Source organism: Streptomyces sp. S063 (assembly GCF_002832675.1).
In the GTDB taxonomy this organism is placed as follows: Bacteria; Actinomycetota; Actinomycetes; order Streptomycetales; family Streptomycetaceae; genus Streptomyces; species Streptomyces sindenensis.
This window is the reverse complement of sequence record NZ_CP021707.1, coordinates 6,923,677-6,938,035: the sequence shown is the minus strand read 5'-3', so window position 1 is coordinate 6,938,035 and position 14,359 is coordinate 6,923,677. Positions and strand designations below refer to the sequence as shown.

Genomic DNA, 14,359 nt, shown 5'->3' with positions numbered 1-14,359 from the left:
CCTCGCGGACTACGGGCGGTAACCCGCTACGAGCAGTTCCCGCAGGAATCCCACGACGAGTTCTGGCTGCCCGACGAACGGGGAGTGGCCGGTCCCCCACGCGCGTATCTCCGTGCAGCGCGAGGCCATCTTCCGTTGCAGAGCGGGGTCGATGGCCCGGTCCTGGCCGCAGACGACGTACGTGGAGGGGGTGCCCTTCCAGCTGTGCTGCGGCGGAATTCCCCGTCCGCAGCCAGGGACTTGGGGGCGGAGCAGGCCGATCGCCCGGGCGGCGAGTGGTGCGGGGCAGTCGTGGTAGAGGACACCGGCGGCCCGGTCGGGGCACAGGCTGGTCGATCCGTCGGGCTCGGGCCTGATCGCGTCCCGGAGTTCCGCGGACGCCCCGCCCAGAGCGGCCGCGCTCTCCCCGGCGTCCAGGACGAAGGCCGCCAGATAGACCAGGTGACGCGCTCCGCGCACTCCGGTGATCACGGATCCGCCGTAGGAGTGCCCGAGCAGCAGCGGTGGCTCGGGCAGCGCGTCGACGGCGGCCTGGACCGCCTCCGTGTCGGCCGCCAGTGAGCCTCGGTGGAGCTCGGGGACGACGGCTGCGACGCCCGAGGACCGCAGGCGATGCGCCACCGCCTCGAAGTGCTCGGGGCGGTGGTACAGGCCGTGGACGAGTACGACGGCCGGCAGTTGACCCGCCTCCTCGCGGTCGGATTCAGGGCTGCTGATCATAGGCGTCGGGCCCGCTCACGGACGGAGAACGGAGGCAAGGGGCGGGATGCCGGGGTGTCCTCAGGTGCACCTGTGCGGTGGGGGCCGCCCCAGCCGGTATCCGGGGGTCGGCGCTACTGATCTTCCCTGCGGTCCCCGGCAGGATTTTCCGTGCCGGAACTCATATCAGGGAGTGCAGATGACACGGAAGACGACGACCTCGAAGCTGCGTACGTGCCTGCTGGCCATAGCGGCGGCAGGCCTCGTGGGATCCGCCACCACCGCTGCCGCCGTGGCGCATCCTCCCGAGGACGCGCCGGGGCGGGGCGGCAAGGACCGGGCCCTTCAGAAGAGCCTCGACGCCTTGGTGAGCGAGGACAAGTTCCCCGCCGCCTTCGCGTGGGTGCGCAAGGACGGCCGCACCTCCTCGCTCGTCTCCGGGTCCGCGCGGCTCGGCGAACAGGCCAAGGTCCCGCGCGACGGCTACGTACGGGCGGGCAGCAACACCAAGACGTTCACCGCGGTCGTGGTCCTGCAACTGGTGGGCGAGGGCAAGGTCGGGCTGGACGAGCCCATCGAGACGTACCTGCCCGAACTGGTGCGGGGCGACGGCATCGACGGCAGGAAGATCACCGTACGGCAGCTGCTCCAGCACACCAGCGGTCTTCCCAACTACACCGAACACATCGGCCTGGAGAACTTCGCGAGGATCCAGCACACGTTCTTCCATCCGCACGATCTGCTCGCCGCGGCTCTGGCCCACCCGGCGGAATTCGCACCGGGCGCCAAGTGGAAGTACAGCAACACCAATTACCTGCTCGCGGGCATGCTGATCGAGAAGGTCACCGAGCGGCCCGTGCAGGAGCAGATCACCGAGCGCGTGATCCGGAAGGCGGGGCTGCGCCACACCTCATGGCCGCAGCCCGGCGACCAGACCCTCCCCAAGCCCCATGCCCGCGGCTACGCGCTCAGCAGCCTGAAGACCGGCAAGGTCATCGACGCCACCCGGATGGACCCCTCCTGGGGCGGAGCCGCCGGCCAGATGATCTCCACGCCGAGCGACCTCGCCAAGTTCGCCCGCCTCCTCCTCGACGGAAAGCTCCTCGCGCCCGAGCAACTGGCCGAGATGCGCAAGACGGTCGACGCGCCGCTCATGCCCGGATGGCGCTACGGTCTCGGCGTCCTGAGCATCCCGCTGAGCTGCGGCGGCGTGTACTGGGGGCACGGCGGCGACATCGACGGCTACGAAACCCGGGGCGGCGCCACGGACGACGGCCGCTCCGTCGGCCTGGCGGTCACCGCACTTCCCGGAACCTTCGGCGACGCGGAGAAGAGCGCGAAGGCGGTCATGGCCGCGACGGACACCGCGTTCTGCAACTGAGGCGTCTGCCCCGGCAGACGTGTTCGACATGCGCTCGCGCCCTGCTCGACGCGCAGTTTCGGGCGAACCGTCGAGGAGACGGGGTCCCCGTCACCACGTGGCCCTGGGCCCGCTCTGCTCGCCCTCGTCTCCGGCGCGCTCACCGCGTCTCGGGGATGCGGATGGCGAGCAGGGCGACGTCGTCGTCGTTGTCGGCGGGCCGTGCCCGTACGAGCAACAGGTCGACGAAGTCGTCCAGTTGCTGGGGATTCAGGTCGGCGGCGGCTTCCCCCAGCCGCTTCAGGCCGGCGTCCAGGGGCTGGCGGCGGGACTCGATGAGGCCGTCGGTGTAGAAGAGGAGCGTGGAGCCCGGCAGCAGGTCGACGTGGGCCTCGGGCTGCGGGCGGCCGGCGGAGGCGCCCAGAAGAATCCCTCTGCCTTCGCGGAGAAACCGCGCCCCGCCGGTGGAGTCGAGGAGCAGGGGGGGCGGGTGGCCCGCGTTGGTCCAGCGCAGGACCCGATGTCCGGCGGGGTCGGTGGTCAGCCGGGCCAGGACCAGGGTGGCCATGGAGACATCGGTGATGTGGCCCATGGCCCGGTCCAGGCGTTCGACGGTGCGGTGCGGCGGATCGTCCTGTGCCCAGGTGTAGGCGCGCAGCATGTTACGCAGTTGGGCCATCCCGGCAGCGGCCTCCAGGTCGTGGCCGGCGACATCGCCGATGACCAGAGCGGTGTCGCCGTCGGGAAGGGCGAAGGCGTCGTACCAGTCACCGCCGACGTGGGAGGCGTCCGGTGCCGGAAGGTAGCGCGCCGTCATCTCCACCCCGTCCAGCCGTGGGAGCTGGGGCAGAAGGTAGCGCTGCATGGTCGCGGCGACCTGGCGTTGACGCTGGTAGTGGCGGGCATTCTCCAGAGCGAGGCCGATGCGCCGCCCGATGTCTTCCAACAGGCCCAGGTCGGCGGTGGTGAACGGCTCGTCGCCCGCGGTGCGCCCCAGCGTGATGGCGCCGAGGACCTCGCTGGGCCCCTTGACGGGGGCGATGGCCGCCGTCTCGATGCCGGTCGCGGCGAACAGCTTCCGCTGTTCCACCGCCACGGCGCTGTCGGGCGGTACGTCGTACGTCCTCGGTCCGGCCAGGGTGGAGGCCACCCCCCGCAGGGCTTTGGACAGAGGCATGGGCGAGAAGGCGGGCACGGGCGGCATGGGCCCCTGGAGGTCCTCCCGCATCGTCAGTCCCCCTGCGTGGGCGTGGACCACGAGCGACCGGTTCACCTCGTCCGTCTCCGTGATCAGATCGATGACCGCCCAGTCGGCGAGCCGCGGCAGCATCAGCTGCACCACCCTGCGCAGGGACTCGTCCACGTCGATGTTGTCGATCAGCTGGGCGGTGGTGTCCGCCAACAGAGCCAGCCGATCCCGCTCCGCCAGAACCCGCGTGGACTCGGACTGTCCGGCAGAGAGGCCCTTCGCCGCGACTTCGTCCGCGGCGAAGGCGCGCAGCCGCACACCGCATTCGACGTCGGGCCGGAGCGGCAGGGAAAACCACCGCACCGGCAGGGGCGACCCGTCGCCCCGGGCAAGCAGCGTCCGGTCCCCAGGAGGGGCGAGCGGAGCCCCCACACCAGTGCCGTACGTCCGGGGCGACGGCAGCTGCCGGACGTCCGGGTGAAGCAGCGCATGGAGGCCCCGGCCGACCACCTCCCGGGCAGAACGCGACAGGAGAGCCAAAGACGCCGCGTTGGCCCAGACGATCCGCTCCTGGCGGTCGAGCGCGAACACGCCGACATCCAAGCGGTCCAGCACACCGGCCAGGTCGCGCTCAACGACAATCGGGACCGATGTGCCTGCACCGTCGCCCACGTCGGCTCCCTCGCCTCGGAAACATGACCCCGCGGGCACCGGCAGGACGGATGCGCACTCCTTCACGGCCCCTCGGCGGGCTCACGGGAAATGAGCACCACGACAGAGGGCCGCTTGCAGAGCTGCTTCCGTCCGAACAGCCGCCGACCAACCGGTCACGAGGACCGAACGACAATTTCTAACACAGGTCCGCGGGCGCGAAGGCCCCCGCCCGGGCTCACCTTTCCGGCCCCGACAACGCGCCGGTGACGTCGCGGACCCGCAGTCGGACCACTCCGGCCCGCTCCTCCGGGACATCACGAAGGTTACCGCCGCCCCGGAGGGAGAGGGCCGCCCGATCCCGCAGAGCCACCAGAACGTGGCCCTTTCGGTAGAGGATGCCGATGGCCTCCTCGGTGGCGTCCGCACTCCCCTGCCGCCCCCCGTTCGGCATGCATCCCCCGCTACGTCCCGCCGGAGAAACGTCCGTACGATCACCGACGCGCGCGGCGGCGCAGGCCGCGGCATCCTCGCCCTGGAGCCGTGGCGTCATTCAGGACATGGGTGCGCGGCGGGGGTGTCACGCGTCTCTCGGGCGATTCCAGCCGCCGCTGCGTCTTCTGGCCGTGGAGGGGTACGCGGCGCAGCACCCACCACGAAGGAGGACCATGACAGCGACATCGGAGGAAGAGGGAAAGCAGCGGTTCTGCAAGGCCTGTGGCACTCCCGCGGGGACGGGGACGCTGTGCGAGCACTGCGGTGCCGTGTTTCCCCCGGCCGAGGGCGGCCTCGTCGGCGATGACGGCGCAGTCGCACGCCGCGTGTTCGACGGCCGGGAAGAGGCTCCCCAGGACTGACCCCCACCCGTCGGGGCCCGCCCTGTGCGGCGGGCCCCGACGCGGGCCCGGGACCGCGCGTCGGCTCTCCGGGGACAGGCGTCCCGGGGGCTGCCGATGGCGAGCTGGGTATCCCGCACCCCGTGAAACGTCCTCTCCCCACGTCCCCGGGCGCGAGTCGCCGGCACCGCGCGAGAAGGCCGTGACCACCCCGCTGCTCTCATTCTTCCTTCTGGGAGACGTCCTGGGGCATGTGCGTCCTGGGGGCCATCGCCTCGGCCCGATCACGTCGGAACTCGTGACCCGGCCTCACGCGGTCCCCGGCCGTCCCGACCTGCCGCCGGACATGCGCAAGGGCCGGTTTCGGATCACTCCGAAACCGGCCCTTGCTTCACGACTGTCTCCAGTCGGGACGACAGGATTTGAACCTGCGACCCCTTGACCCCCAGTCAAGTGCGCTACCAAGCTGCGCCACGTCCCGCTGCCCGCCTGACCTGGGGTTTCCCCCCTGGCCGAACGCGCATGAGAACAATACCGCACTCCGACCGGTGGTCACCAACACCATTCACCGCTTGACCTCAACCATGGTTGATGTTGAACGCTCGGTGCCATGACGAACACAACAGCCGCACCGGCCACCGTCCGCCAGACCGCGCCCGCACCCTCGCCCGGCTTCCGGGATCTGCCCCGGCTGATCGCCCTGATGACCGGAGCGGAGAAGCACGCCCCAGCCGCCCACTCCACGCTCGACGCTCTGTGGGTCCTCTACAACCGGGTGCTCCGCGTCACACCGGACACGGTCGACGATCCGGGGCGGGACCGCTTCCTGCTGTCCAAGGGGCACGGGCCGATGGCCTACTACGCCGTCCTCGCCGCCCACGGCTTCTTCGACCAGGCCCTGCTGCCCGGCTTCGGGTCGTACGGCTCACCGCTCGGCCACCACCCCGACCGGGTGCTGGTGCCGGGGGCGGAGATCGGCAGCGGCTCCCTGGGGCACGGGCTGCCGCTCGCCGTCGGGACGGCGCTGGGGCTGCGCGCCCAGGGCCTCACCGATCCCCGGGTCTGGGTCCTGATCGGCGACGCCGAACTGGACGAGGGCAGCAACCACGAGGCCATCGCCCACGCGGGCCCTGCCGGGCTCGAACAGCTCCACACCCTCGTGATCGACAACGACTCCGCCACCCACGGCTGGCCCGGCGGGATCGCTTCCCGCTTCGCGTCCGCCGGATGGGACGCGGTGACCGTGGACGGCCGCGACCACGAGGCCCTGTACGAGGCGTTCACGACACCCCACCCGGGCAGGCCGCTGGCCGTCGTCGCCCGCGTCGAGCCCAAGAACTGACCGCAACAGCAGACCGAGAACCCGGGAGGGACCCTTCATGGACACCATGCGTGACCGATTCATCAGCACCGCCTCGCAACTCCTCGACGAGGAGCCACGGCTGGCCGTCGTGCTCGCCGACATCAGCGCCGACGGCTTCGCCCCGGCCCGGCGCACCCACCCGGACCGGGTGATCAACGTCGGCATCCGGGAACAGTTGCTGGTCGGGGCCGGTGCCGGCATGGCACTGACCGGGATGCGGCCCATCGTGCACACCTTCGCCAGCTTCCTGGTCGAGCGCCCCTTCGAGCAGGTCAAGCTGGACTTCGGGCATCAGGACGTCGGCGGCATCCTGGTGAGCGCCGCCGGCTCGTACGACTGGCCGGCCGGCGGCTTCACCCATATGGCACCCGGCGATGTCGCCCTCCTCGACACACTGGACGGCTGGACGGTGCACGTGCCGGGCCATCCGGACGAGGCCGAGGCCCTGCTGCGGGAGGCCGTCGGCGGCGATGACCGGGTGTATGTGCGCCTCTCGCTCCAGGAGAACCGTGAGGCGCGCCCGGTCGGCGGTGGTTCCGGGTTCTCCGTGGTGCGTGAGGGGCGGCGCGGGACCGTGATCGCCGTCGGCCCGATGCTCGACAACGTCCTCGCCGCCACCGAGGGGCTGGACGTCACCGTGCTGTACGCGACGACGGTGCGGCCCTTCGACGCGGCGGGGGTGCGGCGGTCCGCCGGTGCGGCCACCGACGCGGACGTGGTGATCGTGGAGCCGTACCTCGCGGGCACCTCCGCCGCCGCCGCGGGCGAGGCGCTCATCGATCTGCCCCACCGGGTGCTCGGGCTGGGGGTGGGCCGCGCCGAGCTGCGCCGCTACGGACAGATGGAGGAGCACCTCACGGCCCATGGCCTGGACCCGCAGGGCCTGCGGGAGCGGATCACCGGATTCCTGCGCCCCTGACCGGCGGACACCCCCGGGGGAAACCGACGGCCTGCCGCCGCGCTCAGCCGCCGCCCTCCCCCGGCGCGTCGTGCTCCGGGGCGGCCAGTTCCGGATGTGCCGCCGCCAGCCGGCGTGGGGCGACCTGCCGCCAGGAGTCGGCGAGGATGGCGGCCAGCTCGTTCGCGTCCTCCAGTGCCGCCAGCCGGACGCGCATCCACGCGTAGTGGTCGTCGTGCCCCTCGCGGACGAAGAACTTCTCCGGCTCGGCGGCGATCAGCTGGGCACGGTCCTCCCGGGGGCACTTCACGCCCATCGACGTCTCGTCGTCACCGAGCGAGGCGAAGATCTTGCCCGCCACCCGGAAGGTGGGCTGCCCCCAGGCGAGCTTCTCGGTGGTGTCGGGCAGGGCGAGCGCGGTCGAGCGGACGTCGGCGGCGGTGATCGTGGCGTCGGCGGTCATTGCGGCCTCCGATTCGAGGGCCCGGCGGTGCGCTGCCGGGATTCGACCGTAACGCCCGGCAGTGGCGTCCACCCCCCGCGAGCGGCCCCCATCGAGCACCCCGCGCCCCCGACCCACGACCGCGACCCCACGACCGCGACCCCGCGCCCCTCGCCCCGCGCCCCTCGCCCCTCGCCCGCAACCCCACGACCGCGACCCCGTGCCCCACGCCCCGCCCGACGCAGTGGGCCCTGCAGGCCCATTGACCGTGCCGGAGCGCTGAACCTACTCTGAACGGCGTACTCCAGAAAGCGCTTTCTATATCCCGTAGTCGGCTTCTACCGCACAGGGAGCGCCCCATGAGACGCCGTTCGTTACGCCGGGCCGGCCGCGTCGGCCGATCCCCCGGCGGCCCGTCCCCCCTCATCGCCGTCACCTCGCTCCTGGCGCTGGTCCTCGCCCTGTTGGTGGCATCGCCGACCGGCGCGCACGCGGCCGATGCGTACCGGGTGCTCGTCTACTCCGAGGTCACCAACTCCGACCACCCCTCGATCCCGGCCGGCATCGCGGCCATCGAGAAGCTCGGAGCCGAGCACGGCTTCGCGGTGGAGGCCACCGCGGACTCCTCGGTCTTCAACGACACCGACCTCGGCCGCTTCCGAGCGGTCGTCTTCAACAACACCAACTCCACACCGGAGACGGGCGACTTGCTGAACGCCGAGGAGCGGGCCTCGCTCCAGCGGTACATCCGGGCGGGCGGCGGCTGGGTCGGGCTGCACTCCGCGTCCGCCAGCGAGCGCGACTGGGAGTGGTACGAGGGCCTGGTCGGCGCGATCTTCGACAAGCACCCCGCACCGCAGACCGGCCGGATCAAGGTCCTCGACCACGCGCACCCCTCCACCCGGCACCTTCCCGACCTCTGGGAGCGCCAGGAGGAGTGGTACAACTGGCGCACCAACCCCACGTCCACGGTGCACACCCTCGCCCAGATCAAGGTGCGCGACGGGATCGACGGGCTCGACGAGGGTGTCGACCACCCCTTCTCCTGGTGCCAGAACTACGACGGGGGCCGCTCCTGGTTCACGGCGGGCGGGCACGACAAGGCCGCCTTCGAGGAGGAGGCGTTCGTGCAGCACCTGCTCGGCGGCATCCAGTGGGCGGCCGGTGCGGCGGAGGGCGACTGCACCGCGACGCGCACCGGTTCGTTCCAGCGGACCCCGCTGGCCACGAGCGATCTGGCGGACCCGTTCGAGTTGGCCGTCGCCCCCGACCGCCGGGTGTTCTTCGCCCAGCGGACCGGGAAGCTGAAGGTGATCGACCAGGAGACGATGAAGGTCTCCACCGCCCTGGACTTGGCGTACACCCCGGAGATGACCAGCCAGTCGGACGGTCTGCTGGGGCTGACCCTCGACCCCGGCTTCGCCGAGAACAACTGGCTGTATCTGCTCTACTCCGACAAGGTCGAGAAGCGGCTGAACCTGTCCCGGTTCACCGCTGACGGCAACACTGTCGACCCGGCCTCCGAGAAGCGGTTGCTGACCGTGCCGACGCTGCGCGGCGAGGGGCGGGCCAACTCCCACATGGCCGGCTCGCTCGCCTTCGACCAGGATGGCAACCTCTACGCGGCGACCGGGGACAACACCGACCCGTTCGCCTCGGACGGCTTCACGCCGATCGACGAGGGCGAGGGCCGCCGCGCCTGGGACGCGCAGATGACCGCGGGCAACACCAACGACCTGCGAGGCAAGATCCTGCGGATCACGCCCGAGGACGACGGGACGTACTCCGTCCCCGAGGGGAATCTCTTCGCCCCGGGTACGGAGAAGACGCGGCCCGAGATCTACGCGATGGGCATGCGCAACCCGTTCCGGATCACCACCGATCCGGTCAGCGGGGCTCTGATAGTCGCGGACTACGGCCCCGACGCCCGTGAGGCGAAGGCGGACCGGGGGCCGGAGGGCACGGTCGAGTACACCCGTATCACCGAGGCGGGAAACTTCGGCTGGCCGTACTGCGTCGGCGACAACACCCCTTTCAACGACTACGACTTCACGACGAAGACGTCCGGCCCGAAGTTCGACTGCGGGGCGCTGGTCAACGACTCGCCGAACAACACCGGGCTGCGGGAGCTGCCGCCCGCCCAGCCCGCCACGGTCTGGTACGCCTACTCCGCGTCGGCCGAGTTCCCGGAGGTGGGCACCGGGGGCGGCGGCCCGATGGGCGGTCCGGTCTACGACTACGACCCGGACAACACCTACCGCACCAAGTTCCCGGAGTACTTCGAGGGCAAGGCGTTCAACTACGAGCTGACCCGCCGCTGGTTCAAGACGTTCTCGTACCAGAGCGAGGACCAGACCTTCACCGATCCCCGGTTCGATCCGGTGAAGGCGGGCGACCTCCAGTCGATCAACGGCATCTTCGAGGACATGGAGTGGAACCAGCCCTTCGACGCGGACTTCGGTCCCGATGGGGCGTTGTACGTCATCGACTTCGGCCTCGGCAGCGGTACGGGGCGGGGAGGCGGCAACGAGGGTGCGGGGATCTACCGGATCGACTACGTCGGTGACGGCCGACTGCCCGACGCCAAGATCTCCGTGGACCGCGACAGCGGACCGGACCCGTTGACCGTGAAGTTCTCCAGCGAGGGTTCGGGGCTGCCCGGCGACCAACCGGTCACCTTTGCCTGGGACTTCGACGGCGACGGCATCACGGACTCGACCGAGGCCGACCCCTCGCACACGTACACGGCGAAGGGGCTGCACACCGCACGGCTCACCGTGACCGGCCCCGACGAGCTGACGGCGCTCGCGGTGCAGGACATCACGGTGGGCAACACCCGGCCGGAGGTCACCATCCAACAGCCGCCGGACGGGGGCATGTTCAGCTTCGGCGACACGATCCCCTTCACAGTGAAGGTGACCGACGCGGAGGACGACGCAAGCGGTCCGATCGACTGCTCGCGGGTCGTGGTGCAGTCGCAGCTCGGCCATGACACCCATCTGCATCCGCTGGACAACTACACCGGCTGCACCGGGGAGATCGTCACGGACGCCGGCGACAGCCACGGCCCGGGGCAGAACCTCTACTACGGGATCACCGCCCAGTACGAGGACAGGGGCGCTCCGGACGCCCCGGCGCTGACCGGCTCCACCTCACTGACCCTGCGCACCTCCTTCCGTGAGGCCGAGCACCGCACGGCGACCGGTGGCGCCAACGGCGGTGCCGACATCGGGAGTCGTGCCGACGCGTCCGGCGGGAAGCGGCTGATCGAGATCGAGGACGGCGACTGGGTCGGCTTCGACCCGGTGAATCTGAAGAAGGTCGACTCGGTGACGGTCGGCGCGTCCTCCGGCGGGCTCGGCGGCACGGTGGAGTTCCGGGCCGGCTCCCCCACCGGGCAGCTGCTGGGTTCGGTGAAGATCCCGAACACCGGCGGCTACGAGAAGCTGATCTCGCCCACGACGAAGCTGAGGAATCCGGGTGGCTCGACCACGCTGTACGCGGTCTTCACCAACCCGGACTGGGCTCCCGGCAAGGCGGACCTGCTCTCGGTCGACTGGCTGCACTTCAACGGCCCGGGCGTGGAGAAGAAGGGTGGGACGACGGTGGCGCTCCAGGCCGCACCGGCATCCGGCACCGCTCCCCTGGCCGTGTCGCTGAGCAGCACGGTCAAGCCCGCCGCCGGCCGCACCATCGCCTCGTACCACTGGGACTTCGGCGACAACGTGAAGCCGTCCGGCACCGAGGGACCCACGGCGACGCACACCTACGACCGCGAGGGCGCCTACACCGCGCGTCTGACGGTCACCGACGACCAGGGCGACACGACCACCGGCGCCGTCCCCATCGGCGTGAAGTGAATCGACGCGAAGTGAGGAGTCCCGTGGGAACGCAGCACACGAACGGAGCCCGAAGAGTCTTCCTCGGTACGGCGTTGGGGGCGGTGGCCGCCGTCGGCCTCGGCGCGGCCCCGGCCGCCGCGACGGCCCGGCGGGGCTGCCGCCGGATCCCGCCGTCGGGGATCGGCATGCATCTGTACACCATGCGGACCGCGCTGGCGGCGGACTTCGCGGGGACGCTGGAGCAGCTGGCGGACATCGGGTACGCGACGGTCGGCGTGAGCGGCCGGCACGGCCACTCCCCCGCCGCCATCCGGCAGATGCTCGACCGGGCCCGGCTGAAGGCGGTGCTGGAGCATGTCGGCTACGACGTCGTCACCGGCACCCGTCTTCCGCAGGCACTTCAGGACGTGCACACCCTCGGCGGTCAGTGGATCGTGGTGCCGAGCCTGCCCGGTTCGCTGCACTCGCCGGACGGATACCGGGAGGTGGCACGGCAGTTCAACCGGGCGGGGCTGGCCGCCCGGGAGTCCGGGCTCAAGCTGCTCTACCACAATCACGGCAGTGACCATGAGGTGGTGGACGGCGTCAGCCTGTACGACATCCTGCTCAACGAGACCGATCCGGAGCTGGTCGGCTTCGAGCTGGACCTGTACTGGGCGGCCGACGGCGGCTCGTCCGATCCGGGCGAACTGTTCGTCCGGCACCGGGGGCGCTTCCCCGCCCTCCATGTGAAGGACATGGCGCCGAACGGGGACTTCGCGGACGTCGGTTCGGGGATCCTGGACTTCCCGGCGATGTTCGACACCGCGCGGCAGGGCGGAGTGAGGCAGTGGCTGGTGGAGCACGACACTCCGGCCGATCCGTTCGCCTCGGCGCGGGCCAGTTACCGGTACCTCTCCCGGCTGCGCTACTGAGCTGTGGTGTGTGCGGTCCGGCCCCGGGTGTGCGGTACGGCGCCCGGGGCGGACCGCCTCTCAGCGGTGGGCGGCGAGGAACTCCCCGTACCAGGCGAGGGTGGCGTCCAGTGCCGTCTCCAGTGGGGTGGGGGTGAGTCCGTAGGCCTTCTCGATGGCGGAGGAGTCGAGGATCTGCGGTTCGGTGTGCTGGTAGAACATCTCGGCGTACTCCGCCATGAAGGTCTCGTCGAACGGGCCGAAGGGGCGGGGTTCGGCGACGGCGGTGAGGTCGATGGGCCGGCCCGTGCGGTGTTCGACGAGCGCGAGGATCTCCCGGGTGGTGCGGGCCGGTGCGGTGGGCAGGTGCCAGACGCGGCCGTCGGCGTCCGGGTGTTCGCCGAGGGTGGCGAGGCCGGCCGCGACGTCCTCGATGTACGTGTAACTGTGCGGCAGGTCGATGTCGCCGAGCGCGGGCACGGGCTGCCCCGTGAGCGCGGCGGGGAAGACGGCCCCACCGAGCGTGGAGTTGAGGACGCCGGGCCCGACGAAGTCGGCGGAGCGCCCGAGGACGACGGGGAGCCGGCCCTCCCGGTGGGCGGCGAGATAGCGGGCGTCCAGCTCGGCCCGCATCCGGCCCTTGCGGGTGGTGGCGTTCCACGGGGTGTCCTCGGTCATCACCGCGCCGTGCGTCTCCCCGTACGGGTAGAGCGTGTCGAGCACGACGAGCCGTGCCCCCTCCGCCTCGGAGGCGTCGAGGACCGCCTCCTGGATCTTCGGCATCACCTCCACCTGGAGGTGGTAGCCGACATTGACGCAGTGGTACACGACGGCGGCCCCGGCCACGGCGGCGCGGGCGCCTTCGGGGGTGGCGACATCGGCGGCGTACCGCTCGACGCCTTCGAGCGCGGGGCCGCTCCCCGACCGGTCGACCAGCCGGACAAAGTGGCCCCGGCGGATGAGTTCGCGGGCGAGGGCTGTACCGGCGGGTCCGGAGCCGAGGACGGTGCGCAGGGGCTGGGAGGAGGTCATGGCAGGCCCTTCGGAGGGAGGCGGCAAGGGAAGCGGAAGCAGCCCACTTTTGGCCGTTCACTTCTGTTAGAGACCGTAACTTCCGAGAGGAGCTATTGGCAACAGCTTCCGCTAGAGCCTCTAACGCATACGTATCTCCATCGCTCCATCGGTGAGGAGAAGGGGGCGGTCGGTGGTGTCGGCGCTCCGGGCCCCGGCCGCACGGTCGCCCCCGTGCTAGCGTCGGGCGAGCAGAGACATTCAGGTCTGTTGCGGACCAGAAGGGGGAGGTGAGTTGATGACTGTCGAGGAGATTGCTGCCGTATGCAGTGCCCGCCGGACCATCCTCACGTCCCGGACCCCGGTCTGACCTGACGTCCGCCTTCGCGGATTGCGGCTGGGACGAGGCGCGCGAACACGCCTTTCCGCCCCGTCACGGCGTGAGGGCTGTTCCGTCCCGGATCATGCGGGCCGAACGCGGCGTCCGGCGAATCGCCCGGGCGCGCCGACGCCGGCCCGGCACGCCGGAGGCCCTCGCCACGCTCCGGGCAGAGATCGCCCTACGGCGTGAGCACGGCGGCGACCACAACCACGCCGTCCACTCCCTCCAGCCCCTGCCTCGCCTCTCACCCTCCCGAGAACGGAGCCCCATGACCACCTGGACCGCCCGCCCCGAGACCACGGACGACATCGCCGCCATCCGCCACATCAACCTCGCCGCCTTCCCCACCTCAGGAGAAGCCGACCTCGTCGACGCGCTGCGCGCCGATCCGAAGGCATGGATCGACGGACTGTCCATGGTCACCGAGGGCTCCGACGGCACCCTCACCGGGCACGCGCTGCTCACCCGCTGCCACGTCGACGGCGCGCCCGCCCTCGCCCTGGCTCCCTGCGCGGTACGGCCCTCCGCCCAGCGCACCGGCGCCGGCTCCGCCGCCATCCGTGCCGCTCTGGACGCCGCACGCTCCATGGGCGAAAACCTCGTCCTCGTCCTCGGGCACAGCGACTACTACCCGCGGTTCGGCTTCACCCCCGCCTCCCGCTTCGGCATCCGCGCGCCGTTCGACGTACCCGACGAGGCCATGATGGCCATGGCTCTGGACGACACCCGCCCGACCCCCACGGGCACCATCCGCTACCCCGCCGCATTCGGCGTCTGACCCCGCCCGTGGCGC

General features: G+C 71.1%; 12 protein-coding genes and 1 tRNA gene. 7 read left to right on the top strand and 6 right to left on the bottom strand.

All coding sequences use genetic code 11. The annotated features are described in order from the left end of the window. Positions 1–9 precede the first annotated feature (9 nt). Complete coding sequence (locus CCZ36_RS31510; RefSeq protein WP_128819821.1) at positions 10–678, bottom strand: alpha/beta hydrolase; 669 nt, start codon at positions 676–678, stop codon at positions 10–12. 220 nt (positions 679–898) lie between these two features. Here CCZ36_RS31510 and CCZ36_RS31505 point away from each other — a divergent pair, with 220 nt between their 5' ends. Continuing rightward, positions 899–2,080: a serine hydrolase domain-containing protein gene (locus CCZ36_RS31505; protein ID WP_128819111.1), complete on the top strand. Its 1,182-nt coding sequence runs from the start codon at positions 899–901 to the stop codon at positions 2,078–2,080. A gap of 139 nt (positions 2,081–2,219) precedes the next feature. On the opposite strand, the gene CCZ36_RS31500 is transcribed toward CCZ36_RS31505, so the two are convergent. Continuing rightward, positions 2,220–3,920, bottom strand: coding sequence for a SpoIIE family protein phosphatase (locus tag CCZ36_RS31500; protein ID WP_128819110.1), 1,701 nt, complete (start codon positions 3,918–3,920; stop codon positions 2,220–2,222). A 217-nt stretch (positions 3,921–4,137) separates the two neighbouring features. Further along, entirely contained in the window at positions 4,138–4,353 is a 216-nt protein-coding gene (locus tag CCZ36_RS31495; protein ID WP_128819109.1) for a hypothetical protein, read from the bottom strand. Between the two features lie 214 nt (positions 4,354–4,567). On the opposite strand from CCZ36_RS31495, the gene CCZ36_RS31490 reads away from it, so the two are divergent. Continuing rightward, positions 4,568–4,756: a hypothetical protein gene (locus CCZ36_RS31490; RefSeq protein WP_128819108.1), complete on the top strand. Its 189-nt coding sequence runs from the start codon at positions 4,568–4,570 to the stop codon at positions 4,754–4,756. A gap of 386 nt (positions 4,757–5,142) precedes the next feature. Here CCZ36_RS31490 and CCZ36_RS31485 read toward each other — a convergent pair. Beyond that, positions 5,143–5,216: transfer RNA gene (locus CCZ36_RS31485), tRNA-Pro, on the bottom strand. Positions 5,217–5,345: 129 nt separating this feature from the next. Between CCZ36_RS31485 and CCZ36_RS31480 the strand changes: the two genes are divergently transcribed. Continuing rightward, complete coding sequence (locus CCZ36_RS31480) at positions 5,346–6,077, top strand: transketolase (protein WP_128819107.1); 732 nt, start codon at positions 5,346–5,348, stop codon at positions 6,075–6,077. Between the two features lie 37 nt (positions 6,078–6,114). Beyond that, positions 6,115–7,017, top strand: a complete 903-nt coding sequence (locus CCZ36_RS31475; RefSeq protein WP_069736240.1) for a transketolase family protein — start codon at positions 6,115–6,117, stop codon at positions 7,015–7,017. A gap of 43 nt (positions 7,018–7,060) precedes the next feature. On the opposite strand, the gene CCZ36_RS31470 is transcribed toward CCZ36_RS31475, so the two are convergent. Next, positions 7,061–7,459 carry an MmcQ/YjbR family DNA-binding protein gene (locus CCZ36_RS31470; protein WP_128819106.1) on the bottom strand — a complete coding sequence of 133 codons (399 nt, stop codon included), beginning with the start codon at positions 7,457–7,459 and terminating at the stop codon, positions 7,061–7,063. Between the two features lie 338 nt (positions 7,460–7,797). On the opposite strand from CCZ36_RS31470, the gene CCZ36_RS31465 reads away from it, so the two are divergent. Together CCZ36_RS31465 and CCZ36_RS31460 are read left to right on the top strand one after the other, a co-directional pair. Beyond that, on the top strand, positions 7,798–11,298 hold the full coding sequence (locus CCZ36_RS31465; protein ID WP_128819105.1) for a ThuA domain-containing protein: 3,501 nt from the start codon (positions 7,798–7,800) through the stop codon (positions 11,296–11,298). 167 nt (positions 11,299–11,465) lie between these two features. Beyond that, positions 11,466–12,194 carry a sugar phosphate isomerase/epimerase family protein gene (locus CCZ36_RS31460; protein WP_237302866.1) on the top strand — a complete coding sequence of 243 codons (729 nt, stop codon included), beginning with the start codon at positions 11,466–11,468 and terminating at the stop codon, positions 12,192–12,194. A 60-nt stretch (positions 12,195–12,254) separates the two neighbouring features. On the opposite strand, the gene CCZ36_RS31455 is transcribed toward CCZ36_RS31460, so the two are convergent. Then, entirely contained in the window at positions 12,255–13,205 is a 951-nt protein-coding gene (locus CCZ36_RS31455) for an NAD-dependent epimerase/dehydratase family protein (protein WP_128819104.1), read from the bottom strand. Positions 13,206–13,834: 629 nt separating this feature from the next. Between CCZ36_RS31455 and CCZ36_RS31450 the strand changes: the two genes are divergently transcribed. Further along, positions 13,835–14,344, top strand: coding sequence for a GNAT family N-acetyltransferase (locus CCZ36_RS31450; RefSeq protein ID WP_128819103.1), 510 nt, complete (start codon positions 13,835–13,837; stop codon positions 14,342–14,344). Positions 14,345–14,359 lie beyond the last annotated feature (15 nt).